This window comes from Polaromonas sp. P1_A2, from assembly GCF_056406895.1.
The window spans coordinates 326768-352809 of record NZ_JBFTZI010000001.1 but is presented as its reverse complement, the minus strand read 5'-3'; the positions used below and the strand labels follow the sequence as shown (position 1 = coordinate 352809).

The 26042-nt window shown below is 63.9% G+C and carries 25 protein-coding genes; all 25 read left to right on the top strand.

Annotated elements, in window-relative coordinates; all coding sequences use genetic code 11:
* Positions 1 to 4: 4 nt before the first annotated feature.
* A complete protein-coding gene (locus AC1D09_RS01700; RefSeq protein WP_477663608.1) occupies positions 5 to 1318 on the top strand; it encodes a hypothetical protein in 1314 nt (437 codons plus the stop codon).
* A complete protein-coding gene (locus AC1D09_RS01695) occupies positions 1315 to 2325 on the top strand; it encodes an N-acetylneuraminate synthase family protein (protein WP_477663609.1) in 1011 nt (336 codons plus the stop codon). The genes AC1D09_RS01700 and AC1D09_RS01695 overlap by 4 nt, the downstream gene beginning before the upstream one ends.
* Before the next feature lie 45 nt (positions 2326 to 2370).
* Positions 2371 to 3057 (top strand): glycosyltransferase, encoded by a 687-nt coding sequence (locus tag AC1D09_RS01690; RefSeq protein WP_477663610.1) that lies wholly within the window; start codon positions 2371 to 2373, stop codon positions 3055 to 3057.
* A gap of 7 nt (positions 3058 to 3064) precedes the next feature.
* On the top strand, positions 3065 to 4216 hold the full coding sequence (neuC, locus tag AC1D09_RS01685; protein WP_477663611.1) for a UDP-N-acetylglucosamine 2-epimerase: 1152 nt from the start codon (positions 3065 to 3067) through the stop codon (positions 4214 to 4216).
* Positions 4217 to 4245: 29 nt separating this feature from the next.
* Entirely contained in the window at positions 4246 to 5274 is a 1029-nt protein-coding gene (locus tag AC1D09_RS01680) for a class I SAM-dependent methyltransferase (protein ID WP_477663612.1), read from the top strand.
* 67 nt (positions 5275 to 5341) lie between these two features.
* Positions 5342 to 6073, top strand: a complete 732-nt coding sequence (locus tag AC1D09_RS01675; protein ID WP_477663613.1) for an acylneuraminate cytidylyltransferase family protein — start codon at positions 5342 to 5344, stop codon at positions 6071 to 6073.
* Complete coding sequence (locus AC1D09_RS01670) at positions 6070 to 7566, top strand: flippase (RefSeq protein WP_477663614.1); 1497 nt, start codon at positions 6070 to 6072, stop codon at positions 7564 to 7566. The genes AC1D09_RS01675 and AC1D09_RS01670 overlap by 4 nt, the downstream gene beginning before the upstream one ends.
* Positions 7563 to 8492, top strand: coding sequence for a glycosyltransferase (locus tag AC1D09_RS01665; RefSeq protein WP_477663615.1), 930 nt, complete (start codon positions 7563 to 7565; stop codon positions 8490 to 8492). The genes AC1D09_RS01670 and AC1D09_RS01665 overlap by 4 nt, the downstream gene beginning before the upstream one ends.
* A gap of 43 nt (positions 8493 to 8535) precedes the next feature.
* Positions 8536 to 9891, top strand: a complete 1356-nt coding sequence (locus AC1D09_RS01660) for a hypothetical protein (RefSeq protein WP_477663616.1) — start codon at positions 8536 to 8538, stop codon at positions 9889 to 9891.
* The gene (locus AC1D09_RS01655; protein ID WP_477663617.1) at positions 9888 to 11309 is read left to right on the top strand and encodes a hypothetical protein; all 1422 of its coding nucleotides are present in this window, start codon (positions 9888 to 9890) and stop codon (positions 11307 to 11309) included. Before AC1D09_RS01660 ends, AC1D09_RS01655 begins: the two co-directional genes overlap by 4 nt.
* A complete protein-coding gene (locus tag AC1D09_RS01650; protein WP_477663618.1) occupies positions 11306 to 12253 on the top strand; it encodes an NAD-dependent epimerase/dehydratase family protein in 948 nt (315 codons plus the stop codon). The genes AC1D09_RS01655 and AC1D09_RS01650 overlap by 4 nt, the downstream gene beginning before the upstream one ends.
* On the top strand, positions 12250 to 13398 hold the full coding sequence (locus AC1D09_RS01645; protein WP_477663619.1) for a glycosyltransferase: 1149 nt from the start codon (positions 12250 to 12252) through the stop codon (positions 13396 to 13398). The genes AC1D09_RS01650 and AC1D09_RS01645 overlap by 4 nt, the downstream gene beginning before the upstream one ends.
* Complete coding sequence (locus AC1D09_RS01640) at positions 13395 to 14615, top strand: glycosyltransferase family 4 protein (protein WP_477663620.1); 1221 nt, start codon at positions 13395 to 13397, stop codon at positions 14613 to 14615. Before AC1D09_RS01645 ends, AC1D09_RS01640 begins: the two co-directional genes overlap by 4 nt.
* Positions 14616 to 14860: 245 nt before the next feature.
* On the top strand, positions 14861 to 15733 hold the full coding sequence (locus AC1D09_RS01635) for a dTDP-4-dehydrorhamnose reductase family protein (protein WP_477663621.1): 873 nt from the start codon (positions 14861 to 14863) through the stop codon (positions 15731 to 15733).
* Positions 15726 to 16736, top strand: coding sequence for a polysaccharide biosynthesis protein (locus AC1D09_RS01630; RefSeq protein ID WP_477663622.1), 1011 nt, complete (start codon positions 15726 to 15728; stop codon positions 16734 to 16736). The genes AC1D09_RS01635 and AC1D09_RS01630 overlap by 8 nt, the downstream gene beginning before the upstream one ends.
* Positions 16729 to 17853: a non-hydrolyzing UDP-N-acetylglucosamine 2-epimerase gene (gene wecB, locus AC1D09_RS01625; protein ID WP_477663623.1), complete on the top strand. Its 1125-nt coding sequence runs from the start codon at positions 16729 to 16731 to the stop codon at positions 17851 to 17853. The genes AC1D09_RS01630 and wecB overlap by 8 nt, the downstream gene beginning before the upstream one ends.
* A gap of 81 nt (positions 17854 to 17934) precedes the next feature.
* Positions 17935 to 19254 carry an N-acetyl sugar amidotransferase gene (locus AC1D09_RS01620; protein ID WP_477663624.1) on the top strand — a complete coding sequence of 440 codons (1320 nt, stop codon included), beginning with the start codon at positions 17935 to 17937 and terminating at the stop codon, positions 19252 to 19254.
* The gene (hisF, locus tag AC1D09_RS01615) at positions 19247 to 20014 is read left to right on the top strand and encodes an imidazole glycerol phosphate synthase subunit HisF (RefSeq protein WP_477663625.1); all 768 of its coding nucleotides are present in this window, start codon (positions 19247 to 19249) and stop codon (positions 20012 to 20014) included. Before AC1D09_RS01620 ends, hisF begins: the two co-directional genes overlap by 8 nt.
* The gene (hisH, locus tag AC1D09_RS01610; RefSeq protein WP_477663626.1) at positions 20011 to 20658 is read left to right on the top strand and encodes an imidazole glycerol phosphate synthase subunit HisH; all 648 of its coding nucleotides are present in this window, start codon (positions 20011 to 20013) and stop codon (positions 20656 to 20658) included. The genes hisF and hisH overlap by 4 nt, the downstream gene beginning before the upstream one ends.
* A gap of 1 nt (position 20659) precedes the next feature.
* On the top strand, positions 20660 to 21709 hold the full coding sequence (locus AC1D09_RS01605; RefSeq protein ID WP_477700904.1) for a Gfo/Idh/MocA family protein: 1050 nt from the start codon (positions 20660 to 20662) through the stop codon (positions 21707 to 21709).
* Complete coding sequence (locus AC1D09_RS01600) at positions 21669 to 22424, top strand: acylneuraminate cytidylyltransferase family protein (protein ID WP_477663628.1); 756 nt, start codon at positions 21669 to 21671, stop codon at positions 22422 to 22424. Before AC1D09_RS01605 ends, AC1D09_RS01600 begins: the two co-directional genes overlap by 41 nt.
* A gap of 3 nt (positions 22425 to 22427) precedes the next feature.
* The gene (locus tag AC1D09_RS01595; RefSeq protein ID WP_477663629.1) at positions 22428 to 23246 is read left to right on the top strand and encodes an SDR family oxidoreductase; all 819 of its coding nucleotides are present in this window, start codon (positions 22428 to 22430) and stop codon (positions 23244 to 23246) included.
* The gene (gene neuB, locus AC1D09_RS01590; protein ID WP_477700903.1) at positions 23240 to 24289 is read left to right on the top strand and encodes an N-acetylneuraminate synthase; all 1050 of its coding nucleotides are present in this window, start codon (positions 23240 to 23242) and stop codon (positions 24287 to 24289) included. Before AC1D09_RS01595 ends, neuB begins: the two co-directional genes overlap by 7 nt.
* Entirely contained in the window at positions 24286 to 25419 is a 1134-nt protein-coding gene (gene neuC, locus AC1D09_RS01585; protein ID WP_477663631.1) for a UDP-N-acetylglucosamine 2-epimerase, read from the top strand. The genes neuB and neuC (AC1D09_RS01585) overlap by 4 nt, the downstream gene beginning before the upstream one ends.
* Positions 25409 to 26041 carry a NeuD/PglB/VioB family sugar acetyltransferase gene (locus tag AC1D09_RS01580; RefSeq protein ID WP_477663632.1) on the top strand — a complete coding sequence of 211 codons (633 nt, stop codon included), beginning with the start codon at positions 25409 to 25411 and terminating at the stop codon, positions 26039 to 26041. Before neuC (AC1D09_RS01585) ends, AC1D09_RS01580 begins: the two co-directional genes overlap by 11 nt.
* The last annotated feature ends 1 nt before the right edge of the window (position 26042 follow it).

Here is a 26042-nt window from a genome sequence, read left to right as displayed (position 1 = left end):
TGACATGGCAAAGTGCGCCGTCCTCGTCTCCCGCCAGGCCATGCTCGAAGATGCCCGCGCCGTCATGGCCGCGGCCGTTCGCAATGCATGGCCTGAGCCGACGCTGGTCCTGGGAGGCGAACTCGCCGCCGGCGCCGGTTCCGAGGCGCTCCATGGCGGGCAGCCCGATCGCTCATACCGGCGGCGCAAAACCAGAAACCCGCTGCTGCGCATAGGCCTTCTGCGCAGCATCTTCACGCTGCTGGAAATCGCCCGGTGCCGCCGTGAAGTCGGCCGGCAGCTGGCGGCGCTGCGCCCCGATGTGCTGGTGGTTTTTGAAGACAGGGTGCTCCAGCCCGAGATGGTCTGGCTGGACGTGGCGGCCCGCCGCGGCATTCCGGCGCTGCTGGTCAGGTATGCCTCTTCCTCGGCCGAGAGCGATGCCTGGACCCGGCGCGGTAAAACCGCTTATTCCCTGGAGTCCGGGGTTCTGGCCTGGGCGCGTCGCTGCTTCGCGCATTTTTACCCCCGCCACGCACGGCAAACCCCCTGGGGCGGGCAGCTTTTTTATTCGCTGTGGGACAGCGCCGCCCTGGCGCTGGCAGGCATGGCCGATCTGCAGCCCTGGGTGGTGGGAGGCGGCAAGGTGGCCGCTGTGGCCGTCCAGGGCGAGGCGGACTTGCAGGAAGCCCTGTCGCTGTGCGACGCCGCGCCGCGCTTTCATGTCACGGGCCAGCCCTCCTGGGACGGCATGGCCGCCCGCCGCCTGCAGGCGCGCGCCGCGCAGGGCCTTGCCGCCGGCGGGCAGAAGCTGAAGCTGGTCTGTGCCCTGCCGCAATGGGGGGAGCACCTGCAGATGCCCTGGCCGCAGCACATGGCCAGGATCCAGTCCCTGTTTGAAATACTGCAGGCCACCCCATGTGAAGTTTCGCTGTCGCTGCATCCCAAGGCATCCCGGGAGGCCTATGAAAGCCTGGCGGCCCGGCACGGCCTGCGGATAGCCCCGCAGGCCTTGTCTACAATATTGCCGGAAGCGGATATTTTTGTGGCGTCGTGGTCTTCGACACTGCGCTGGTCGGCAATGCTGGGAATTGCCTCCGTGAACCTTGACTGGGCTGGCCAGAATTACGCACTTTTTTCCGCACTGCCCTCGTTGCGCCTGTCGCATGGCCCCTCGGATTTGCCGCCTATGCTGGCAGAACTCGTTCACACGGCACAAGAGCGCTCGGCCCTGGGTGCCCGGTTGCAGCAGGAGTCTCTGGTGTACGGGAAAATCGACGGACAAGCCGGGCAGCGGGTTTTCTCATTACTTTCAAATCTGACAAAAGGGCAGCCATGAGCAAAAAGGTATATGTAATCGCCGAGGTTGGCTCTGTCCATGATGGAAGTTTCGGCAATGCACAGCGCCTGATCGACGTGGCCGTCAGCTGCGGCGCCGACGCGGTCAAGTTCCAGACCCACCTCCCCGCGGCCGAAACCCTTCGCGATGCCCCCATGCCCTCCTATTTCAAGGGAGAGCCCCGCTTTGAGTACTTCGCCCGCACGGGCTTCAGCCTGGAGCAATGGAAAAAGCTCGCGCAGCACGCCGCGGCCGGCGGCATCGAATTCATGTCCTCCCCCTTTTCGGCGGAAGCCGTCGAGATGCTCGAAGACATAGGCATCAGCCGCTACAAGATTCCGTCGGGCGAAGTGTCCAACCTGCCCATGCTGGACGTCATCGCCAAAACCGGAAAACCGGTTTTCCTGTCTTCGGGCATGAGCTCCTGGGCTGAACTGGATGCCGCGGTGGCAACGATTCGCCGCCACCACAACAAGCTGTGGGTCATGCAGTGCACCTCTTCCTACCCCTGCCCGCCCGAGCACGTCGGCCTCAATGTGCTGGGCGAGATGAAGGCGCGCTGGGACGTGCCGGTCGGCTATTCCGACCACTCCATGGAAAACAATGCCTGCCTGGCCGCGGTGGCCCTGGGTGCCACCGTGGTGGAAAAACACCTCACCTTCAGCCGCGCGATGTACGGCTCGGATGCCAAGCACTCGGCGGAACCGGCGCAATTCACCTCGCTGGTCAAGGGCATACGCGAGATCACCGCCATGCTGGAGAACCCGGTGGACAAGAACGACTTGAGCGCCTTCCGCGAAATGAAAGAGATTTTCGAGAAAAGCGTGGTGTCGACCTGCCATATCGCGGCCGGAAGCGTGATCACCCTGGAGATGCTGGGTATCAAAAAGCCCGGCTCCGGCATCCCGGCCGCGCGCCTGAACGAGGTGGTCGGCAGCGTGGCCAAGGTGGACATCAAGAGCGACAGCCTGATCCGCGAAGCCGACCTGGTGGCGCGCCCGGCCTGAGCGCCCGGTGCGGCCTCCATCCCCTGCAAGAACAAGGAATACCGAATGATCCCGATTTTTATTGGATACGACCCCCGGGAAGCCGTTGCGTACCACGTGTGCAGCAACAGCATCGTGCGCCAGGTGTCGCAACCCGTGTCCTTGAATCCGCTGGCCCTGCGCAACCTGGGCTTTTATGTCGAGAAACACACCGACGGCAGCAACCACTTCATCTACAGCCGCTTCCTGGTCCCGCACCTGATGGAGCACCGCGGCTGGGCCATCTTCATGGACGGCGACATGCTGCTGCGCGACGACATCACCCGCCTGTGGGAGCTTCGCGACCCGACCAAGGCCGTGATGGTGGTCAAGCACGACTACAAGACCCGCATGACCGAGAAGTACCTGGGGTCGAAGAATGAAAACTATCCGCGCAAGAACTGGTCGAGCGTGGTGCTGTGGAATTGCGAGCACCCGGCCAACCGCGCCCTCACCCCGGAATTCGTGCAGGGCGCGACGGGTGCCCAGTTGCACCGCTTCACCTGGCTGGATGACGAGCTGATCGGCGAACTTCCCAAAGTCTGGAACTGGCTCCCCGATGAGTTCGGCGCCAATCCCGAGGCCAAGCTCCTTCATTTCACGCTGGGCACCCCCTGCTTCCACGAATTCGCCACCACGCCCATGGCGGACGAATGGCACAGGGAAAGAATGTTGATGGACTATTCACTTCAACGCGTTACCCCACAACCCTGAGTCAATCATGAAAAGAAAAATTTGTGTCGTTGTCGGCTCGCGGGCCAACTACAGCAGCATCAAGGCCGTCATGCGCGCGGTGGATGCGCACCCTGACCTCGAACTCCAGGTCGTCGCCGGGGCTTCCGCGCTTCTGGACCGCTATGGCGCGGTGGTCGACATCATGGAAAAAGACGGCTTCAAGATCGATGCCCGGTTGTTCATGCTCGTCGAGGGCGAAACGCCGGCCACCATGGCCAAGTCCACCGGGCTGGGGTTGATCGAGCTGCCGACCATCTTCGAGAGGCTGCAACCGGACGTGGTACTGACGGTCGGCGACCGTTTTGAAACCATGGCGACCACGCTGGCCGCGGCGTACATGAATATCCCGCTGGCGCACACCATGGGCGGCGAGGTGTCGGGCAACATCGACGAAAACATCCGCCACGCCATCACCAAGTTCGCGACCATTCACTTTCCCGCCTCCGAAGATGCCCGCAACCGCATCATCAAACTCGGGGAACAGCCGGACACCGTTCACAACGTCGGCTGCCCGCGTATGGACCTGGTGGCCGGCTTCCTGCGCAACGAAACCGAGGTCAGCAACCAGCTGCTGAGCGAAGGCGTCGGCAGCAGCTTTGACGTCAAGGGCGATTTCCTGCTGGTATCGCAGCATCCTGTCACCGGCGAATACGGCAGCGGCGAGCGGCAGGTCGCGGCGACGCTGGGCGCCTGCCTCGAGCTCGGCATGCAGACCCTGGTGCTGTGGCCCAACGCCGACGCCGGCTCCGAGGATGTCGCGCGCGGTATCCGCAAGTTCCGCGAGCAGCACCCGGACGCGCCATTCAGGTACGTGAAAAACCTCCCACCTGAAATCTACATGCCGCTCATGGCCCGCACGCGCTGCCTGATCGGGAACTCCTCGAGCGCCATCCGCGAAGGGGCGTTCATCGGGACACCCGCCGTCAACATCGGCTCGCGCCAGACGGCACGGGAGCGCGGGCAGAACGTGATCGACGCCGGCTACACCCAGGCCGAAATCCTGGCGGCCATCCGTGACCGCCTGAAGACGGGGCGTTTGCCCTCGAACCCCATTTATGGCGACGGCCATGCCGGGCCGCGCATCGCCGAGATTCTGGCGACCGCGACATTCAACATCAACAAAGTCATCACGTACTGAGCAGTACGGCAATGCAGAGGGAGCCGGTTATGCAAATGCTTGAGCAAGGCGCTGTCGCCGACGAGTCTTCGATCGCCGAAGGCGTGGAGCGCCTGAAGCCGTGGCGCTACGGCCACAGCAATGGCCGCAGCGCGCCCATCGAAGGGGATCCGAGCATCGCGGCCATCGAGCGGAATTTCGACTCGCGCGCGGAATTGACGGCGATGTTTGAATCGATCCTCGACGGGCGCAGCGCAAGCCAGCTGCGGGTGCTCGACATGGGCTGCCTGGAAGGCCACTACACGGCGCTCATCGCCGGGATGGGCTTCAAGGAAGTGGTCGGCATCGACATCAGCGACGAGCATTTGCGCCGGGCCGAGTTCCTGCTGGGCCAGTACCACGGCTTTAGCAACTACAAGCTGGTGCACTGCGCCGCCACCGACATCGAGGGAATCAGGGCGCTGGGAAAATTCGACATCATTCTTTGCCACGGCCTTTTGTACCACCTGAAAGACCCGCTGCTGGTGTTCGACATGTTCGAGGAACTGGCCGATCCCGCAAAGCCGCTGATTGTCTTGCTGAACACGCAGTTCAAGGGGGACTTCTTCAACCTGGTGACGCGTTCGCCGCTGGCCGAGCTTCAGGTGAAGTTCACCATGGATGCATCCAATTCGGTGGCCGCCAAATACCTGTATTCACCCAAGGACCAGTCCGTCTTCGAGCGCTTGTCCCTGCGCCTGAATCCGGCGGCGCTTCACGCGACGCTGCAGCAATATGGCTACCAGGAAGTCGCGTCGCTCGATACCCCGCGCGGCACGCGTTTCGGCTACTCAATGAACCTGATTTGCCGCAAAGCCCCGCGTGGCGACGCGCCTCGGGCCCTGTCCTGGCTGAGCACGGAAAAACTGCGCCCGGTGTCGGCCTCCGCCACAGCCTGGAGCGGCCGCTCGGTCGACGGGTTTCACTTCGACAAAAATTTCCTGATCCGCGCGTGGCTCGGCCTGGACTGGTTTTTCCGCAAGGCAATCCACGTCATCACGGTGCGCCAGAAAATACGCTACCGGGCCAAAATCCGGTGAAAACCCGCACCGGCCGGTGCCATCCACGCGAGCAGACAAGGACGATTGATTCGTTTCCCCCATGTCCATGAGCCCATTGCGCATCGCCGCCGTGATCCCGGCCCGGGGCGGGTCAAAAGGCATTCCCTATAAAAACCTCGCCGATCTCGGCGGGCGGCCGCTGATCGCCTGGACCATCGCCGCCGCGAAAGCCGCGCACGGACTGGATCGGGTCATCGTATCGACCGACGACGAGAAGATCGCGGCGGCCGCCGCGGAGCATGGCGCCGAGGTGCCCTTTCTGCGCCCGGCCGAGTTTTCCGGCGACAACGCGCCGGCGCTCGATGTGATCAGGCACGCGCTCCAGGCGCTCAGGGCGCGGGACGGCCAGCCCTACGATGCGATTGCCTACCTGCAGCCGACGTCCCCCTTTCGCAGCACCGCCCAGCTCACGGAAGCGATTGCCCTGTTCGCCCGGGAAAAACCCGACACCCTGGTGAGCGTGACGGCCGTTCCGCACAACATGGTGCCGGCATCCCTCATGCAGCCCCTGGGGCCGTCGGCGCCGCTGATGCTCCAGTCCCCGGCCGGGCAGAAACTGCGGCGCCAGGAAAAGGAAAAACTGTTCGCGCGAAACGGCCCGGCCATCCTGATTGTTTCGGCCGCCGACGCGCAATTGCACGGCCGGCTGTATGGGGAGCGTGTGCTGGGCTTTGAAATGGACCGCCTGTCATCGCTGGACATCGACGATCCGATCGACCTGGAGATGGCAAGGCACTTGCTTCCGCTGCTGCAACACCCATCCAGTCCCGCCCTGTGAGCAGTTCCCGCATGCTGACCAATACGGCCTGGAACCTGGCGGGGTTGGGCGTGCCCATTCTTGCGGCGGTCGTGGCCATGCCCTTGCTGATCAGCCAGCTGGGCGACGCGCGCTTCGGCATACTCGCGCTCGGCTGGATGGTCACCGGTTACTTCGCCCTGTTCGATTTCGGGGTCGGAAGGGCCACCACGCGCAGCATGGCGGCGCTGCGCGGGGCCGCGGCGGAGGGCGAACATGCCGCGGTCTTCTGGAATTCCCTCTATGCGCATGCCGTCCTGGCGGCGCTGGGGGGCCTGCTTTTTGCCGCCGCCGTGCCCTGGTTTGTCGACACCGCATTTGCCATCCCGCCGGTGCTGCGAAGCGAGGCTTACGCGGCCTTTTACTGGCTGGCGTTCTCGGTGCCGGCGCTGGTCCTGGCGTCGGCCCTGCGCGGCCCGCTGGAGGCGGAGCAGCGCTTTGACCTGGTCAATGCGGTGAAGATGCCGATCAGCGCGCTGAACTACCTGGCGCCCTTGCTGGCACTGCAATTCACGCAACGCATTGACGCCGTCATCGCCGTGATCGCCTTGTCGCGCTGGCTGGCGACGTTCGTCTACGCCGTGCTGTGCCGGCGGGCCGTCCGGCTGCGGCCGAGCCACCGGGCGCCGCGCCGGGGCACGATCACGGACTTGCTGAAGGACGGGGGTTGGCTGACCGTCACCAGCGTCGCCGTTCCGGCCATCATGATGCTGGACCGCGGCCTGATCGCGCGGCTGGTGTCCCTGGAAGCGGTCACCTACTATGTGGTGCCCTACGAAGTGGTCACGAAAATGTGGGTGCTCTCGGCCAGCCTGCTGGGGGCGGCCTACCCCCTGATGAGCGCCAGCAAGGGGCATGACCTGCACCGGCTTTGCGACCAGACCCTGCGCTGGCTGCTGGTCACGGCAACGCCGGCGACACTGGTGGCCGTCATATTCGCCGACGACCTGCTGCGCCTGTGGGTCGGCCCTCATATCGCGGCGCACGGCGCCCCGGTGATGCAGTGGCTGGCCGTCGGCGTCTGGGTCAACATCCTCGCGCAGGTCCCCCTGACCGCATTGCAGGCCTCGGGCCGCGCCAGCATCGTCGGCGGCATCCAGCTGCTCGAGCTGCCTGTTTATGCCGCGCTGGCCTGGTGCCTGATCCTGCGCTACGGCACCACGGGCGCCGCCGCGGCCTGGGCGATCAGGGCCGCGATCGAATGGCTGGCCCTGAGTTTTTCCCTGCACCGGACCGAGGCGCGCCCGGGCCGCTGGCCGGGCATCTCCGCGCTTCGCTTCTGCCTGCTCTGCGCAACGATAATTGCAAGCGGCCTGGCCGCCCGCGCAACGCCATTTGCCGTAAAGTGCCTGCTCGCCCTGGCCCTGGTCGCCGGCATGGCGGCCTGGCATTGGCGCTACCTGCTGACCGCCGAGGAACGCGGCAAGCTCCTGGGGCGTATCCGCGGCGCGCGGCCACACAATAACCAGCCATGAACAGCATGCCTCTTGTCTCCATCGTCGTGCCGGCCTACAACCACGCAGGCTATTTGAAGGAATGCATCGAGAGCGTCCTGGCCCAGGACTATCCGCAGGTGGAACTGATCGTGCTCGATGACGGTTCAACCGACGCGACGCCCGGCGTGCTGCGCGCTTACGGACAGCGCTTTCACTGGGAAAGCCAGGCCAACATGGGGCAATCGGCCACCCTCAACAAGGGCTGGGGCATGGCCCGGGGAGAGATCCTGGGCTACCTGAGCGCCGACGACGCCCTGCGGCCGCGGGCGGTATCCGAAGCCGTGGCCGTGCTCAATGCCAGGCCGGAGATCGTCGCGACCTACAGCGATTTCGACTTGATCGACGAGCAGTCGCGAGCCGTCAGGACCATCGCCGCGCGTGACTTCGACGCGCGGGACCTGGTGCTGGACCTGGTCTGCCAGCCCGGGCCCGGAGCCTTCTTCCGGCGTGACGCCTTCCTGCGGGCCGGGCCCTGGAATCCGGAATTGCGCCAGAATCCCGACCTGGATTTCTGGCTGAGGCTTTCCCTGGTCGGAAACTTCCTGAGGATACCCAAGGTACTGGCCGGGTTTCGTGTCCATGAAGGCTCCGCGACCTACCAGTCCACCAACGTCAGCAGGGCCGATGAACCCGTTTTGGTGACCCGCCGCTTCGTCGCCACCGCGGGCCTGCCTGACTGGATCGCCGCGGCAAGCCGTCGGGTCGTCGCAACAGGCTACATCGCCAGCGCGCAGTTGCATTTGCGCGCGGGCCGGCCCGTCATGGCCTTGCAGAGGATAGCTTGCGCCATGCGCGCGAGCATTGTGACGCTGCTCTCCGCACGCGCGGCGCATTTGTTGCTCAGCGCCGTGACAGGGCGGTTTTTCCACCGGGTCCGTTCCACCTGGGCGAGGTGGAGCGCATGATGCGCCGGCCCCCCAAACCCGTTTTTTCCGGCGGCGCCCCACGATGAAAATCACTGAAAGTTATCCCGGCCTGCTGTTTCTGCTGGTCCTCGCGGTTTACCTGCCGGGGCTGCTTGCCGCCGTGCGTCTTCCCAAGCTCGCGGCCATGCCCGTCGTGACCTTCACCTTCCTGGGGATGTTTCTTTTCACCGCGGCGGGAAGCTGGCAGGTCATGACGCAAACACACTATCTGCCTCGTTTGACAAGCGAGGGAGTCTGGATCTCCGTTGCCGCGGGCACGCTGGGAAGCGGCCAGTTCGTCGTCATGCTGCTGACGCAGGCCTTGTTGTTCTATGCGATAGCCGGCCCCTACGTCTACCTGAAGAGGGAGGTCGCGGTGGCGGCACCGGCGGCCGCGCCAGCGGACGAGGTGGTGCGGGCGCTTCTCGCGCTGGGAATGGTGATCGTCCTGTTCCTGTATTACCTCAAGGTCGGCCGGTTCTTGCTGTTTGACCTGCTCGCCGGCAAGATCAACCGGATCAACATCCTCGAGTTCCGGGCCCTGACTTACGGATTGAAGGAGTACCCCTTCTTTCGCCTGGGTTTCCTGGTCTTTCCCGCGCTGGTGGCGGCTTTGTCGATCGGCATCGCCTCCGCGCGGGGCCGCATGAAGTTTTCCGACCTCCTGTGGATCGCCGCCTGTCTCGTTCCGCCCTTGCTGCTGGCTGAAAAAGCGGCCATCCTGAACATGTCGGCCGTGCTGTTCATCGCCTACGGCATCCACCTGGGCCGGCATGGGCGCGCCCTGGGTTCCGCGCTGAACGGCAAAGCCCTTGCCGCCATTGCCCTGGCATTCGTGCCGACGGCGGCGACCTACTTCATTTACTTCAATACCGCGAGCGACAGCCTGCGCGAGATAGCCAGCCAGTTTCTTTTCCGGATAACAGGCGTCTATTCCCAGGCGCTGGCCGCCACCGTGGGATTCGTGGAGGCCCACGGCTACCTGCACGGGACAACACTGCCCAACCTCAAGGGGTTGCTCCCGCACGAGCGCTTCAACCTCGAGGCGGCGATGCAGCTTTTCCTCGGCGGCCTGGAGGTGAGTTCACAATCCGCGGTGGCGGGCGCCACACCCGTGCCTGCCACCGGCGAGGGTTATGTCAACTTCGGCTGGCCGGGCTTCGTGCTGTTCGGCGGCATCTCCTTCCTGTGCATGGTCCTGATACAGGAAGTGCTGTTGCGAATCCGCGCGGGCGCGACGGCCTGGGCACTCTCGGCCTGGTACGGCTATCTCGGCTTCACGCTTTTTACGACCAGCCTTTTCGCCACCTTCATTTCCTTGATCCACACCGTCGTCGCGGTGGGCGTCATTGCGCTATGGCATGTGGCCGGACGCGTTCTGGACCGCAAGCAGCCATGAGAAACGCCGGGACCGGAATCAACAGGAAGGTGCTGGTCGTGCTGCCTTCGCCGATCATGGCGCGCAATTTTCTGCGCACCGACATCCTGCGCCTCCTGGGCTCGGGCGAAGAGACCGAAATTACCGTGGTCTCACCGAACCCCGATGATCGCGAGCTGGTGGAAAAAAACGGGGCGACGTGGCATCCCTACTTTCATCCCCGGCGTTCAAAGATCGCCGGCGAGGAAGGGCTCCTGGCGCGGCTGTTGAGGGCGGGCCGCTACGCCCGCTACCTGGCAGGCCTCTTTCTGCACATGGGCCTGACCTACCGCATCAACACGCTATCGGGTTTTGAGGGATTCTCGGCGCGCCTGCGGCAATCCTTCGGCCTGCGCAAAACCTATCTGCGCGAAGGCCTGCCCATGTCCCGCGTGTTCGGCTTTCCTTTCCCGAAAAGCCTGCCGCTGTACCGCTTTCTCTACCGCTGCTACTACGGGCGCTGGCAGAGCTTCGGGCCGGTCGAGAACTTGATCGCGCAAGTCCAGCCCGACCTCATGATCCTGTCCATGGTGCAGACCCACATGGTCACGCCCTATGCCTTGGCGGCGCGCCATCTCAAGGTGAGGATACTGGGCATCAATGGAAGCTGGGACCAGCCCACCACCAAGGGGCCGGTGTGCCCCGGCATTGAACGCATCGTGGTCCAGAACGACATCGTGCGGGATGAGCTGGTTCGGTACCACCAGATCGCCCCCGGAAAAATAAAGCCCATAGGCTGGCTGCAGATGGACGCCTACTTCCACCAGTCGGAGGTGGCCCGCGAAGAAGTGCTGCGGCGCGCGGGCATACCCGCCGCGCACCGCTACATCCTGTTCGCGGCCAATGCGCCCAGGCTGGGCCTGCATGAGCCGGAAGTGTTCAAGCAGCTGGCCATGCAGGTCCAGGCGAACACATTCGGCGCGGACGTCACCCTCGTCTGCCGCTGCCACCCCCAGGACCGCGACTGGCGCGCGCGCTGGGGATGGGCCTTGGCCATGGAGCGGGTCGTGGTCGACCCGCCCGACCTCGGGCCTCTCGGCCATCTGGCCTCCATGGTCCGCCATGCGGGTGTGGTCATCGCATCGGCGGGGTCCATCAACCTGGACGCCGTGGCGCTGGACACACCGACCATAGGCCTGGCCTGGGAAGACCCGGGCCTGCCCTATTGGGACCGGCCGGCCCGCGCTTATGATCTTGAGCATTTGCGCGAATTGCGCCATGAATCGGGAATGATGTTTGCCCGCGACCTTGCTGAACTGCTTGCGGCCTGCGCACGCTATCTTGCCGACCGGGGGGCTGACGCCGAAGGAAGAGAGCGGCTCAGGCAGCGCTACCTGTACCGCCTCGATGGCGGCGCGGCGGCCCGCCTTGCCGGCGAGGTCAAGGAGATGCTGGCATGACACTTTTTGTGGTCACCGGGGCCAACGGTTTTATCGGCCGCCATCTGGTCGCCAGCCTGGTCTCGGACGGGGTGCGGGTCCGGGCCTTGACCCGCAAGCAGCCCGACGCCAAAGACAGGATTCCCGGCATCGAATGGGTTGTCGGCGACACGGCCGACCGCGAGACCTGGGAAAAGCTGGTGGAGAAGGACTGCATCGTGGTCAACCTCGCCTTCTCCAACACCCGGGCCGGCGCGGCCGCCGTGGACGCGACGGCCCAGATGATCGAAGTCTGCGCCAACGCCGGGATCGCCCACCTGATCCACTGCAGCACCGTGTCCGTTTACGGCCGGGCGGATGAAACCATCCTGACCGAAAACTCGCGCTGCACCCCGCTGGATGCCTACGGCCAGGTGAAGCTGCGCGTGGAGCAGGTGCTGGCCGACAAGGTCAGGGGAAGGTTCTCGGTCACCATCATCCGCCCCTCCGCGGTATTCGGGGAAGGCGGTGAAGCGCTGATCAAGCTGCTGGATGAGCTGCTCGAGGGAAGCCGGACCGTCAACTACCTGCGATCCTCCATGTTCGGCGGGCGCAAGACGCACCTTGTTCCCGTGGAAACCGTGGTCGCCGCGCTCAGGTTTATCGGCGCCAGGCCGGGACCGGACGGCATAGAAATGTTCATCGTGTCCGACGACGACGACCCCTTCAACAATTTCCGCGATGTCGAGCGGGTGCTCATGAATGAGCTGAAACTGCCGCCTTACCGCATCCCCCGCCTCCCGCTGCCCCGCATCCTGCTTGAGACATTGATGCGGATCATGGGCCGTGCGAACGTCAACACCCGCACCGAGTACCGCTGCGACAAGCTGTCCAACAGCGGATTCGTCAAGCCGGTGACGCTGAAAGCGGCGCTGCAACAATTCGCGGCGACGCACAAAGCCCTGCATGGCAACAACACGCCATGAGGGTCCTGAACGTCAACCACCTCCTGGATCCGGAAACGGGAGGAGGAACCGCCGAGCGGACTTTCCAGCTCAGCCGCTTTTTGCGCAAGGCGGGCGTCCAGACCAGCGTTCTGGCGCTCGACATCGGCCTGAGCCAGGCGCGGCGGGACACGCTTGAGGGCGTGAAGGTGGTGGCGCTGCCCTGCCTGAACCGGCGTTATTTTGTGCCGTGGACGTCACCGGGCGCCATCCACGCATTGGTCGCGGATGCGGACGTGGTTCATCTCTCGGGGCATTGGACCCTCTTGAATGCGTTCGTGCACAAGTCCTGCCGCCGGCAGGGCAAGCCCCTTGTTTTTTGCCCCGCCGGGGCGCTGACAAGCTTCGGCCGCTCCCTCAAGCTCAAGCGCGCCTACGATGCGTGGGTTGGCCGCGAACTGGCCCAGTCCGCGGCGGCCTGTGTGGCCATTACCGACCAGGAGCGCGCGGATTTCGCCGCATACGGAGTGGCACCCGGGCGGGTGACGGTGATTCCCAACGGCATCGATCCCGGGCAGTACACCGGCAACCCGGACGCGGAACGCCGGGTTCGCGAGCGCCTGGGGATCGGGGCGGCGCCCTATGTCCTGTTCCTGGGCAGGCTTAACGCGATCAAGGGGCCGGACCTGCTGCTCGAGGCATTTTCAAGGGTCGCGGGCCGCTTCCCCGAGTTCCACCTGGTCTTTGCCGGCCCGGATGGAGGATTGTTGGCTTCCTTGATGGAAAGCGCCGGGCAAAGCACCCTGAAAGACAGAATACATTTCCCCGGCTACCTGGCCGGGGCGGACAAGACGGCAGCCCTGAGGGCCGCGACGCTGATGGCAATTCCGTCGCGCCGTGAAGCCATGTCCATTGTTGTGCTTGAGGCCGGGATATGCGGCACGCCGACCTTGTTTACCGATGCCTGCGGCCTGGAGGGCATCGCGGCCGAGGGCGCCGGAACCATGGTGGGGCCCTCCGCGGAGGCGCTGGCCGCCGGGCTGGCGGCTTTGCTGGCCGACAAGGCCTCCATGCGCGCGGCGGCCGCTCGCCTGGAAGCCCTGGTGCGCGAAAAATACCTCTGGGACATGCAGGCGGCACGTTATGTGGCCTTGTATGAGCAAATCCTCGGCAAAGCGCGCGCATGAGGCTGCTCGTCATCAGCCAATACTTTTGGCCGGAAAACTTCAGGATCAACGATCTCGTTGAGGGATTGCTTGAGCGCTCGCACGAAGTCACCGTGCTCACAGGCCTTCCCAACTACCCTTCCGGCAAGCTGTCCCCGGGATTTGGCTTTGGCGGCCCGTACACGGGCCGGTTCGGCGGCGCGCAAGTCATCCGCGTTCCACTGGTACCCCGGGGCAATGGGCGCGCCGTCCGGCTGGTCCTCAACTACCTGTCGTTTGCCTTGACGGCCAGCCTGCTGGGCGGCTGGCGCTGCAAAGGGCCTTATGACGCCATTCTGGTTTTTGAGCCTTCGCCGGTGACGGTCGGCATACCGGCCCGCGTCATTTCAAGCTTAAAAGCCGCGCCCATCCTGTTTTGGGTTCAGGATTTGTGGCCCGAAAGCCTCTCCGCCACCGGAGCGGTCAAGTCGCCGCGGGCCCTGAACGCGGTCGCCGGCCTGGTGCGCTGGATTTACCGGGGCTGCGCGAAAGTACTCGTCCAATCCGAAGCCTTTGTGCAGCCGCTGCTGGACCTGGGCGTGGAGGCGGACAAAATCCGGTACTTTCCCAATAGCGCGGAGGCGATATACCAGGCACCGCCCGCCGGCCAGGCATGGACCGCCCCTGCCTTGCCCACCGGCTTTCGCGTCATGTTCGCGGGGAATATCGGAGCGGCGCAATCCATCGAAACCATGCTGGCGGCCGCGGAAATCCTGCGGGATCACGGGGATATCCACTGGATTGTCGTCGGGGACGGCCGCCTGGCGCCATGGCTCAAAGAGGAAGTGGCGCGGCGGGAACTCGGTGCCCGTATTCATCTGGTGGGGCACTTTCCGCTGGCCGCCATGCCGCAGTGGTTTGCACAGGCCGACCTGATGTTCGCAAGCCTGCGCCGGGACCCGGTCTTTGCCCTGACCATCCCCTCCAAAATCCAGTCCTACCTGGCGTGCGCCAAACCCATTGTCGCGGCCCTGGACGGCGAAGGCGCCCGTGTCGTCAATGTCTCCGGCGCAGGCGTGGCCGTGCCCGCCGAAGACGCCCGGGCACTTGCCGAGGCTGTGCTGAAAATCTATAAAATGGACCCTTCCGGACGCAAGGTATTAGGAGACAATGGCCGGAAGTACTACGAAAAGCACTTTGACCGTGAAAAGCTTCTTGACAAACTGGACGAGTGGCTTTCTGAAGTAACAAAGAAATGACTGCCGGCGTACGCGGCCGATCCGGGGTGGCCGGCGGCGGCGCACCATGTGGGCTTGGACCAAGCCACCGGGATCCATCTCTGAATTTCAGCTGAAAGCGTGCCGGAAGAAGCCGATCTTCAGGCGCGCGTTCAGTTCAAGGTGTAGTTAAACCCTCGTGGCGCCCCATTTGGATTCCCGTCTTACATGACAGAGCATATTCACCGCCCGCCTCATTTTTTGAAGCGGGAACACCCAATCAATCGATGAGCACAGTACTGATTCTTGGCGCAAGCGGAATGCTGGGTAGCGCCGCCTTGCGGGTTTTCGCAGAATCCGGCGCGCATCAGGTTGTCGGTGCCATCCGCTCCAATGCCAGCAAGGCCCTGTTCCCGCCGAACCTGCGCAAACACCTTGTGGTCGGGGGGGACGTTGAAAACCCCGACTCGCTGATCCAGCTGTTCCAGACCGTGCGGCCGCAGGTGGTGATCAACTGCATCGGCCTGATCAAACAGCTGTCGCATGCCGGTGATGCGCTCAGCGCCATTCCGGTCAACGCCCTGCTGCCGCACCGCATAGCGCGCCTGTGCGAGCTGGCGGGCGCGCGGCTGGTGCACGTCAGCACCGATTGCGTTTTTTCGGGAAAAAAAGGCGGCTACCTCGAGAGCGATGCGCCCGACGCGGAGGACTTGTACGGCCGCTCCAAGCTGCTGGGCGAGGTGGACTACCCGCACGCGATCACGTTGAGGACCTCCATCATCGGGCACGAGCTGGCCGGCGCCAACGGCCTGATCGGCTGGTTCCTGCAGCAGCAGGGCAGCTGCAAGGGCTATGACAAGGCGATTTTCTCTGGCCTGCCAACCGTGGAGCTGGCCCGCCTTGTCCGGGACGTCGTTCTGCCCAGGCCCGAGCTGCACGGCCTCTACCATGTGGCGTCGTCCCCCATCAACAAATATGAGCTCCTCACCATGGTTGCAGCCGCTTACGGAAAAAAAATCGAGATCACCCCGGACTCACGGCTGGTGATCGATCGTTCATTGAATGCGCAGCGTTTCAACGCGGCAACCGGCTACACCCCGCCGCCTTGGCCCGATCTCGTTGAGACCATGCACCGCTACGAGGTATCCCGCGATGTTTGACAACAAAGTCCTCTTGATCACGGGTGGAACCGGGTCCTTCGGCAATACGGTGCTCAAGCGCTTTCTCGCCACGGACGTGAAGGAAATCCGGGTCTTCAGCCGCGACGAAAAAAAGCAGGAGGACATGCGCATCGAGCTCGGCAACGACAAGGTGAAGTTCTACATCGGCGACGTGCGCTCATGCGAAAGCCTCACGCAGGCGATGGTCGGCGTTGACTATGTGTTTCACGCCGCGGCGCTCAAGCAGGTGCCCTCCTGCGAGTTTTACCCCATGGAGGCCGTGCGGACCAACGTGCTGGGCACCGAGAACGTCCTGAACGCCGCCATCGCCTCCGGTGTGAAACGGGTGGTGGTGCTGAGCACCGACAAGGCCGTGTATCCCATCAACGCGATGGGTATCTCCAAGGCCATGGCGGAAAAACTCATGGTGGCGCGCTCCCGCATGATTCCCGAATCGGGCCCGGTCATTTGCGCCACCCGCTACGGCAATGTGATGGCTTCGAGGGGTTCGGTCATCCCGCTGTTCGTGAACCAGCTCCGCGCCGGCCAGCCGCTGACCTTGACCGACCCGAAGATGACCCGCTTCCTGATGTCGCTCGAGGACTCCGTCGATCTCGTCCTGCATGCGTTTGAACACGCCCAGCAGGGCGACATCTTCATTCAGAAGTCCCCGGCCTCCACGGTCGCCGACCTGGCCCAGGCGCTGCAAGAGCTTTTCGGCCGCGAAGCGCCGGTGAACATCATCGGCACGCGCCACGGCGAAAAGCTCTACGAATCGCTGATTTCCAGAGAGGAAATGGCGAAGGCCGAAGACATGGGCCGCTATTACCGCATTCCGGCGGACAACCGCGACCTCAACTACAAGAAATATTTTGTCGAGGGAGAGCAAAACATCTCCGACCTGGACGACTACACCTCGCATAACACCGAGCGGCTTGACGTGCCGCAAATCAAATCGGTGCTGCTCAAGCTCAGCTACATCCAGGAGATGCTTGGTGCTTAAAGTCATGACGCTGGTCGGCACCCGGCCTGAACTGATCAAGATGAGCCGGGTCATCGCCGAGCTCGACAAGCAGGTCGCGCATGTCCTGGTGCATTCGGGGCAGAACTACGACTACGAGCTGAACCAGGTCTTTTTCGATGAGCTGGGCATCCGCAAGCCCGATCACTTTCTCGAGGCAAGCGGCGAGACGCCCGCGCAGATGATCTCGGAAATCATCGCCAAGGCGGACGCCGTCTTTGCCGCGGAGAAACCCGACGCGCTGCTTTTGTACGGCGACACCAACACCTGCCTTGCCGTGATCGCCGCCAAGCGCCGCAAGATCCCCGTGTTCCACATGGAGGCGGGCAACCGCTGTTTCGACCAGCGGGTGCCGGAAGAGCTCAATCGCAAGGTGCTCGACCACCTGAGCGACATCAACCTGGTGCTGACCGAGCACGCCCGCAGGTACCTGCTGGCGGAGGGCATCCGCCCGGAAACCATCATCAAGACCGGCTCCCACATGGAAGAGGTGCTGGCGCACTACATGCCCGGGATTCTGGCGTCCACCGTGCTGGCGCGCGAAAACCTCACGAAGAACCGGTTTTTCATCGTGAGCGCGCACCGCGAGGAGAACGTCGACACGGCGGAAAACCTCGTCGACTTTCTGGACACCCTGCATGCGCTCGCGGATGCCTACCAGTACCCGATCATCGTTTCCACCCATCCGCGTACGCGCAAGCGGCTTGAAGCCCTGGGCAAATCCCTGGATCATCCCCTGATCCGGTTTTCCAAGCCTTTCGGCCTGCTCGATTACATTCACCTGCAGATGGCGGCTTTCTGCGTCCTCTCGGACAGCGGAACCATCACCGAGGAAGCTTCCTTGCTGAATCTGCCGGCAATTACAATCCGGAACGCCCACGAGCGCCCCGAAGGCATGGACGAAGGCACCCTGGTCATGAGCGGCCTGAAGAAGGACCGCGTGCTGGACGCGATTCGTGTCGTGACGAACCAGCACGACCGCGAGAGCCGCGTGATGGCGGTGGTTCCCGACTATCAGGGTGGAGCGGTGTCCAAGCAGGTTGTCAGGATTGTGCTCAGCTATACCGACTATGTGAACCGGACGGTGTGGTCCCGGTGAACGCAAGCCCTTGGAACAGCCCCTCCGTCTGCGCCAGTAACGCAACGCAAGCAAGAATCAAATTTTCAAATTGAGAGAACCATGGAAAAAATTCCTTACCCCAAAGACATCGTCAAAGCGGACTTTACCGGCGAAGATGGTCACCTCAAGGCGAAATACGGGCTGCCCGAGGAGGTCGAGTTTTGCGTGAAATGCGTGATCTCCAACCAGCGGCCCAATTCGGCGGTCGAATACAGCCACACCAAGGATTCGAAGAAAAAAACCATTAACTTCGACGAGCATGGTGTTTGCGATGCATGCAACTTCGCCGAGAAAAAGAAGGCCACCATCGACTGGGAAGAGCGGGAACGCAACCTGATTGAGCTGTGCAATCGCCATCGCAGCACCGACGGCAGCTACGACTGCATCGTGCCGGGCTCGGGGGGCAAGGACAGTTTTTACGCCTCGCACATCCTGCGCACCAAATACGGCATGCACCCCCTGACGGTCACCTGGGCGCCGCACGTTTACACCGACTGGGGATGGAAGAACTTTCAAAGCTGGATCCACGCGGGCCATGACAACCTGCTGATGACGCCCAATGGCCGCGTGCACCGCCTGCTCACGCGCCTGGCGGTGGACAACCTGTTCCACCCTTTTCAGGCCTTCATGTTCGGCCAGAAGGCGCTTGCGCCGAAAATGGCATTGCTGCACAAGATTCCGCTGGTGTTCTACGGCGAAAACGAAGCCGAGTACGGCAACCCGATCGGCGATACCGAAACGGCCAAGCGCGACTGGTCTTACTTCACCGCGGCGGACCAGTCGAAAGTCAGCCTGGGCGGCGTCAGCGTGCCGGACTTGAAGCAACATTTCGGGGTGGAGCACCAGGACCTGCTGCCTTACCTGCCGGCCGACCCGAACCAGATCGAAGAGCAGAAGGTGGAAGTGCACTACCTGGGTTACTACCTTAAATGGCATCCCCAGAGCTGCTACTACTATGCGGTCGAGCACGGCGGCTTCGAAGCCTCCCCCGAGCGCACACCCGGCACCTACAGCAAATACAACAGCATCGACGATCGCATCGACGACTTCCACTATTACACGACCGGCGTGAAGTTCGGCCTGGGCCGCGCCACCTATGACGCCGCCCAGGAGATTCGCTCGGGCGACATCACGCGCGAGGAAGGGGTGGCGCTGGTCAAGCGCTTCGACCACGAATTCCCGGAGCGCTTTGCCGATGAAATATTCCGCTACCTCAGCATCCCGTCCAAGGAATTTGGGGAAGCCGCCAGCGCGATGTTCGAGCAGCCCGTGCTGGACAGGGAGTACTTCATGAAACTGGCGGACACCTTCCGCTCGCCCCACCTGTGGAAATGGGAAGACGGGCAGTGGAAACTACGGCACGCGGTGTGGCATGGGTAATGTACGCCTGATTCCCCGCCTGGATATCAAGGGCCCCAACCTGATCAAAGGGATCCGGCTGGAAGGCCTGCGGGTGATGGGCGACCCGCAGGAATTCGCCTTGCGTTACTACGAAGCCGGCGCCGACGAGCTCGTCTACATGGACATCGTGGCCAGCCTGTATGGGCGCAACAATCTCAGCGACATCATCCGCCGCGCCGCGGACCAGGTCTACATTCCGATCACGGTCGGCGGCGGCATCCGCTCCGTCGACGACGCCCGCCATATCCTGCGTTCGGGCGCCGACAAGGTCGCCATCAATACCGCCGCCGTGGCCGATCCCAGCCTGATCACCAAGGTCTCGCGCCGCTTCGGCTCGCAGGCCATGGTGCTTTCGATCGAGGCCAAGCTGACCGCCCCCGGCAAGTGGGAAGCCTATACCGACAACGGCCGTGAACGGACCGGCCTCGATGTCATCGAGTGGGCGCGCAAGGGCGTGGAACTCGGTGCCGGCGAGATTCTCCTGACCTCCGTGGACCGCGAAGGGACACGCAAAGGCTTCGAAGTCGACCTGATACGCCAGATCAGCCAGGCTGTTCCCATTCCCGTGATCGCCAGCGGCGGGATGGGAACGGTCGAGCACCTGATTGATGCGGCCAAATCGGGAGGAGCGGATGCGGTGGCCATGGCCGACGTGCTGCACTACAAGCGGCTGTCGCTGCCGGACATCCGCGCTGCGGCGCTGAAGGCGGGCCTGAACGTAAGGGACGTCCAAGCATGACCCCAAAGATCACCATCGCGGACTATGGCGTGGGCAATCTGCTCAATGTGGCCCGGGCATTCCAGCACTGCGGTGCCGACGTGCATATCACCGAAGACCCCAGTGAAATCGCCGGCGCGCAGCGCCTGGTGGTGCCGGGAGTCGGCGCGTTCGAGGACAGCATCAACGAACTGACGCGGCGCGGTTTCGCCGATGAAATCAAGCACTACGCCGGATCCGGCCGCCCCCTGTTCGGGATCTGTGTCGGCATGCAGATGCTGTTTGACGTGAGCGAGGAGTTCGGCGAGCACAAGGGGCTGGGCATACTGCCCGGCAGGGTCAAGGCCGTGCCCAACACCACAACGTCCGGCCAGATGCAACGCGTGCCCCATATCGGCTGGGGCCACCTGGTCCATCCCGAAACCGGCCGCAGCTGGCAAGGCACGTTTCTCGAGCCGTTCGAGGCCGCCCGCCCCGCCGTGTACTTTGTCCACTCATTTGCGGCCTACCCCGAGCAGGGCAGCGACCGGCTCGCCGACTGCCTGTACGGCGGACACCGCATTTGCGCGGCGGTCAAACGCGACAACATCGTCGCCACCCAATTTCATCCTGAGCGAAGCGGTGAAATCGGACTGGCGATGGTGCGCAGCTTTCTTGCCCTTTGATATGCCCGCGGCGCGCCCAGCCCTCGCCGGTGCTTGCGAAAAATACCTGATTGTCAGCCTTGGCAGCATAGGCCGGCGGCACCTGGCCAACTTGCGGCAGCTTTGCCCGCACGCCCAGATCGGTGTGCTGCGGCTGCACGCCACGGACAGCGGCAGCGCCGTGCCGGCAGGCGCCGATCACCAGTTTTTCTCCCTCCCGCAGGCCCTGGCATTCGCCCCCTCGGCGGCCATTGTCGCGGGGCCCGCTTCGACCCACCTCGATGTCGCGGCGGCGCTGGCGGCCGCCGGCATCGCCCTGCTGGTGGAAAAACCGATTGCGCACACCAGCGCGGGCCTGGCCTCCCTGCTGGCCACTTGCGCCCAGGCGGGCATACCGCTGATGGTCGGCTACAACCTGCGCTTCCTGCCCTCCCTGGTGGAATGCAAAAGGCTGCTGGATACCGGGGCCATCGGCCGGGTCCGCGGCGTGCGCGCGGAGGTCGGGCAATACCTTCCGGACTGGCGGCCGGGAACGCGTTACCAGGAAAATGTTTCCGCCCGGCGGGCGCTTGGCGGCGGCGCGCTGCTGGAGCTCAGCCACGAAATCGATTACCTGTACTGGATGTTCGGCATGCCGTCTCGCGTCAGCGCCCGCGGTGGCCGCTACAGCGAACTGGAAATCGACGTGGAGGACATGGTCGAGCTTTGCCTGGAATACGAGGACCCCGCCCGCCTGATCAATATCCACCTGGATTTCCTGCAGCGCTCGCCCTCCCGCAGCTGCAAGTTCATCGGCGACCAGGGGACCCTGGTCTGGAACGGCATCACCGACCGGATCGATGTATTTTCCGCCGAGGCGGGCGCCTGGCAACACATCGACGGCCACGCGCAAGCGGACCGCAACGGCATGTACCTCGCCGAACTGCGCCACTTCCTGGACTGCGCACACCGCCGGGAGCCGGCCCTGTGCGACGGCGCGCAGGGATATGATGTGCTGGCGATTGTGGAAGCAGCCAGGGCGTCCATGCAACATGGCGCGGCTGTACCTGTCCATGGATACACGGGAACCTGAATTGCGCACAATAGCCTTCATCTTCGCACGCGGCGGCTCCAAGGGTGTCCCCGGCAAGAACATCAAGATGCTCGACGGCAAACCGCTGCTCGCCCATTCGATCGCGGTCGCGCGATCATGCCCCGGCATAGAGACCGTGATCGTGTCCACCGACGACGCGGCGATTGCCGCCGTTGCCCGCGAGCACGGCGCCGAAGTGCCGTTCATCAGGCCGGCTGAACTGGCGGCCGATTCAAGCCCGGAATGGCTGGCCTGGCGCCATGCGATCGAATGGGTGCAAAAGGAAAGGGGCGCTTTCGACCTGTTCGTCAGCCTGCCGCCCACTTCGCCCTTTCGCAACCGGCAGGACGTTGAATCGTGCATCCACGCGCTGGCGGAAGATCCCGCGGCCGATATCGTGATCACGGTCAAGGATGCCGACCGCAGCCCTTATTTCAATATGGTCGCGCTCGACCCCGAAGGATATGCCGGCCTGGTGATCAAACCCCAGGCAAGCATTACCCGCAGGCAGGATGCGCCGGTGGTTTACGACATCACGACCGTCGCCTACGCCGCGAGGCCCTCATTCATCCTGAAGGCAAACGGGATTTTTGAAGGCCGCATCAAAACCGTGAAAGTGCCGCCTGAGCGGGCATTGGACATCGACACACCCTACGATTTCATGCTGGCAGAGGCCATTGCAAAAATCAGGGCCTCGCAAACCGGGAATGTTTAGACCATGGCAGCAGAAGAATCTCGCTCGATATCGACCCTGATGGACCTGTCGGGCCGCGTGGCCGTCATCACCGGCGGCGCGGGGCACCTCGGCGAAGCCGTGGCGTCCGCCTTGTCCGAGCTGGGCTGCTCGGTATGCCTGCTGGACCGCAATGCCGAGGCGCTGGAAAAAGCCGCGGGCCGGCTGCGCGCCAAATGGAACAGGCCCGTCGAACAGCTGCTGATCGACCTTGAATCAGAAGACGAGCGCAAAGACGTTTCGGCATGGGTGGCCCGGAAATTCGGACGCGCCGACATACTGGTCAACAACGCCGGTTTTGTGGGCGACAGCACATTGACCGGCTGGGTCGTGCCCTTCGAAGAGCAGGAGATCGGCACATGGCGCCGCGCGGTGGAGGTCAACCTCACCGCCGCATTCCATCTTTCGCAAGTGCTCTCCCCCTTGCTGAAAACCAGCGGCAAGGGCTCCATCATCAATGTGAGCTCCATCTACGGGGTTGTGGGGCCGGACCTGGCCCTGTACGAGGGAACCGCCATGGGCAACCCCGCGGCCTATGCCGCCAGCAAAGGCGGACTTGTCCAGATCACGCGCTGGCTTTCCACGGTGCTGGCCCCGGACATCCGGGTGAACTGCATCAGCCCCGGTGGAGTCGCGCGAAACCAGCCCGAAGCATTCCAGCAGCGTTATATCGAGCGAACGCCGATGCGCCGCATGGGCCGCGAAGAAGACTTCAAGGGAGCGGCCGCCTATTTCGCGAGCGACCTTTCGGCGTGGGTGACCGGGCAAAACCTGATGGTCGACGGCGGGTGGACAGCATGGTGAACATCGCCCCCCAGAAAACCTTCATCATTGCGGAAGCGGGCGTCAACCACAACGGCGACCCCAAACTGGCGATGGAGCTGGTGGACACGGCGGCGCGCTGCGGTGCGGACGCCGTCAAGTTCCAGAGCTTCTCGGCGGACAAGCTCGTCGCGCCCGGCGCCGAAAAGGCCGAGTACCAGAAACGGGAGACCGGGGACGGCGACCAGCATGCCATGCTGAAGGCGCTGGAGATGTCGGAGGAATTGCACCGCGGGCTTTTCTCGCGCTGTGCCGAGATGGGCATCGAATTCATGTCCACGCCTTTTGACGAGGCGGCGGCCGATTTCCTGCTGGCCTTGGGCATGCAGCGCATCAAGGTTCCCTCCGGGGAAATCACCAACGAGCCCTTCCTGGCTTTTCTGGCGGCCAAGGACGTGCCGCTGATTGTCTCCACCGGCATGGCGTCCATGGACGAAATCCGGCGTGTGGTCGAGGTGATTGAAGCCACGCGCAAGAGCAAGGGCTTCAGGCAACCCCTGGCGCAGGTGCTGACGATTCTGCACTGCACGTCCAACTACCCGGCCGAATGCAGCGATGTGAACCTGCGCGCCATGCAAAGCATCGCCCGCGATGTGGCGGTGCCGGTCGGCTATTCCGACCACACCCTCGGCCTGGCGGTGTCCACGGCGGCGGTGGCCATGGGTGCGACGGTCATTGAAAAACACTTCACGCTGGACCGTTCCATGCCCGGGCCCGACCACAAGGCATCGCTCTCGCCCGAAGAGCTCGGGCAACTGGTCAGGCAAATCCGTGATGTCGAGGCCGCCCTGGGTTCCCCGGTCAAACAGCCTACTGCCTCGGAGTTGCCGGTTCGCGCGCTGGTGCGGCGCAGCGTCACCGCGGCCAGGCCCATACGGGCCGGCCAGGCCATTACCGCGGAGGACCTTGTCTTGCTGCGGCCCGGCACAGGCATCCCACCGGGCGACCTTCCAAAGGTGCTCGGCAAGCAGGCCGCGCATGACATCGACGCGGGGGCCACGCTGGGCTGGCCGGACCTGCGATGAAACGCAAGGTTTGCTACATCACGGGCACCAGGGCCGACTTTGGCCTGATGCGCGGCACCCTGGCGACGCTGCGCGACTCGCAGGCCCTGGAACTGTCCATCGTCGTCACCGGCATGCATCTGTCGGACAAATACGGCAGCACGGCCGACGATATCAAAGCCGCGGGCCTGCCGGTCAATGCCGTAGTGGATGTCGACTTGGCGAGCGCGACCGGCGCCACCATGGCTCGAAACCTCGGGAAAATGGTGGCCGGCTTCGTCGATGCGTTCCTGGACATCAAACCGGACCTGGTCCTGGTTCTGGGCGACCGGGGTGAGATGCTTGCAGGCGCCATCTCGGCCGTGCACCTGAACATTCCCGTGGTGCATATTCACGGAGGCGAGCGGTCCGGCACCATCGACGAATCCATACGCCACGCGATTTCCAAGCTCTCGCACTTTCATTTCGTGTCGACCAGCGAATCGCGCGACCGGCTGGTGCGGATGGGGGAGCAGGCCGCCCATGTGTACCTGACCGGCGCACCGGGATTGGACGGCATAGAGGCACTGGCACTGCACAGCCGGGAAAAGCTGCTCCGGGATGCGGGGCTGGACCCGGCCCGGCCGGTTGCCTTGATGGTGTACCACCCCGTCGTGCAGGAAACGGAAAATGCCGGCGCCGGCACCACGGGGATCATCGACACCTTGCTGGCGCGCGGGCTCCAGCTGGTGGCCCTGAAGCCGAACTCGGACGCCGGCAGCGACCAGATTCGCGCCGCCCTCGACGCGCACGCGGCCCACGGCGACGTCCGGGTCGTGACGCATTTCCCCCGGGAACTGTTTGTTTCATGGATGGCCGCGGCGGACCTCATGGTAGGCAACTCGAGCGCGGGCATTATCGAGGCGGCCTCGTTCGGCACGCCCGTCGTCAACATCGGCTCACGGCAGAACCTGCGTGAACGCAACGCCAATGTCACGGATGTTGCCGTTGACCCGGCGGCCATAGGCAAAGCCGTGGAGCGGGCCCTGGCGCACGGCCGCTATGAGCGCCGCAACATTTACGGTGACGGCCGCAGCGTTGAACGCATCGCCCGGCTGATTGAGACCCTTCCACTCGACCCATCGGTGATGATGAAATCGAATGCCTACTAAATTGCTCTACCTGATAGGCGCCGGCGGGCACGCAAAGGTCGTGCTGGACGCGCTGCTGTCGTCCGATGCCCTGGCGTACGACGTCCGCGTGCGGGATGGCGCACAACAGCTGCAGGGGCAGCGGCTTCTGGGATACCCGATCGAGGTGCCGGCGGTCGCCGAGGAAATGCAAGGCCGGCCCTTTCACCTCGCCATCGGAAGCGGCCAGGCGCGCCGGCGGCTCTTCGCCGCCCTGCTCGACATCAAGGCGCTCCCGCTGTCCATCGTTCATCCGGCATCCAGCGTTTCGCGCTTCGCCCGTATCGGGGACGGCTCCTTCCTGGCCGCGCACTCCGTGGTCGCGGCGGCCGCCTCACTCGGGCACAGCGTTATCATCAACCACGGCGCGGTCGTGGACCACGACTGCGTGGTGGGCGACTTCTCGCATATCGCGCCCAACGCGGCGCTCAGCGGCGGCGTCGTGGTCGGCGCGGGCGTGTTGGTCGGCGCGGGCGCCAAAGTACTGCCGGGCCTGTCCATCGGCGACGGCGCGGTGGTCGGCGCGGGCGCGGTGGTCACCGCGAACATCAATGCGGGTGAAACATGGGTCGGAGTTCCGGCCCGGAATACGGCTAGGAGCTGAG

Coding starts and splice junctions, on each gene's coding strand:
- AC1D09_RS01700 (WP_477663608.1), top strand. CDS start 5: ATGGCAAAGTGCGCCGTCCTCGTCTCCCGCCAGGCCATGCTCGAAGAT.
- AC1D09_RS01695 (WP_477663609.1), top strand. CDS start 1,315: ATGAGCAAAAAGGTATATGTAATCGCCGAGGTTGGCTCTGTCCATGAT.
- AC1D09_RS01690 (WP_477663610.1), top strand. CDS start 2,371: ATGATCCCGATTTTTATTGGATACGACCCCCGGGAAGCCGTTGCGTAC.
- neuC (WP_477663611.1), top strand. CDS start 3,065: ATGAAAAGAAAAATTTGTGTCGTTGTCGGCTCGCGGGCCAACTACAGC.
- AC1D09_RS01680 (WP_477663612.1), top strand. CDS start 4,246: ATGCAAATGCTTGAGCAAGGCGCTGTCGCCGACGAGTCTTCGATCGCC.
- AC1D09_RS01675 (WP_477663613.1), top strand. CDS start 5,342: ATGAGCCCATTGCGCATCGCCGCCGTGATCCCGGCCCGGGGCGGGTCA.
- AC1D09_RS01665 (WP_477663615.1), top strand. CDS start 7,563: ATGAACAGCATGCCTCTTGTCTCCATCGTCGTGCCGGCCTACAACCAC.
- AC1D09_RS01660 (WP_477663616.1), top strand. CDS start 8,536: ATGAAAATCACTGAAAGTTATCCCGGCCTGCTGTTTCTGCTGGTCCTC.
- AC1D09_RS01655 (WP_477663617.1), top strand. CDS start 9,888: ATGAGAAACGCCGGGACCGGAATCAACAGGAAGGTGCTGGTCGTGCTG.
- AC1D09_RS01650 (WP_477663618.1), top strand. CDS start 11,306: ATGACACTTTTTGTGGTCACCGGGGCCAACGGTTTTATCGGCCGCCAT.
- AC1D09_RS01645 (WP_477663619.1), top strand. CDS start 12,250: ATGAGGGTCCTGAACGTCAACCACCTCCTGGATCCGGAAACGGGAGGA.
- AC1D09_RS01640 (WP_477663620.1), top strand. CDS start 13,395: ATGAGGCTGCTCGTCATCAGCCAATACTTTTGGCCGGAAAACTTCAGG.
- AC1D09_RS01635 (WP_477663621.1), top strand. CDS start 14,861: ATGAGCACAGTACTGATTCTTGGCGCAAGCGGAATGCTGGGTAGCGCC.
- AC1D09_RS01630 (WP_477663622.1), top strand. CDS start 15,726: ATGTTTGACAACAAAGTCCTCTTGATCACGGGTGGAACCGGGTCCTTC.
- AC1D09_RS01620 (WP_477663624.1), top strand. CDS start 17,935: ATGGAAAAAATTCCTTACCCCAAAGACATCGTCAAAGCGGACTTTACC.
- hisF (WP_477663625.1), top strand. CDS start 19,247: ATGGGTAATGTACGCCTGATTCCCCGCCTGGATATCAAGGGCCCCAAC.
- hisH (WP_477663626.1), top strand. CDS start 20,011: ATGACCCCAAAGATCACCATCGCGGACTATGGCGTGGGCAATCTGCTC.
- AC1D09_RS01605 (WP_477700904.1), top strand. CDS start 20,660: ATGCCCGCGGCGCGCCCAGCCCTCGCCGGTGCTTGCGAAAAATACCTG.
- AC1D09_RS01600 (WP_477663628.1), top strand. CDS start 21,669: ATGGCGCGGCTGTACCTGTCCATGGATACACGGGAACCTGAATTGCGC.
- AC1D09_RS01595 (WP_477663629.1), top strand. CDS start 22,428: ATGGCAGCAGAAGAATCTCGCTCGATATCGACCCTGATGGACCTGTCG.
- neuB (WP_477700903.1), top strand. CDS start 23,240: ATGGTGAACATCGCCCCCCAGAAAACCTTCATCATTGCGGAAGCGGGC.
- neuC (WP_477663631.1), top strand. CDS start 24,286: ATGAAACGCAAGGTTTGCTACATCACGGGCACCAGGGCCGACTTTGGC.
- AC1D09_RS01580 (WP_477663632.1), top strand. CDS start 25,409: ATGCCTACTAAATTGCTCTACCTGATAGGCGCCGGCGGGCACGCAAAG.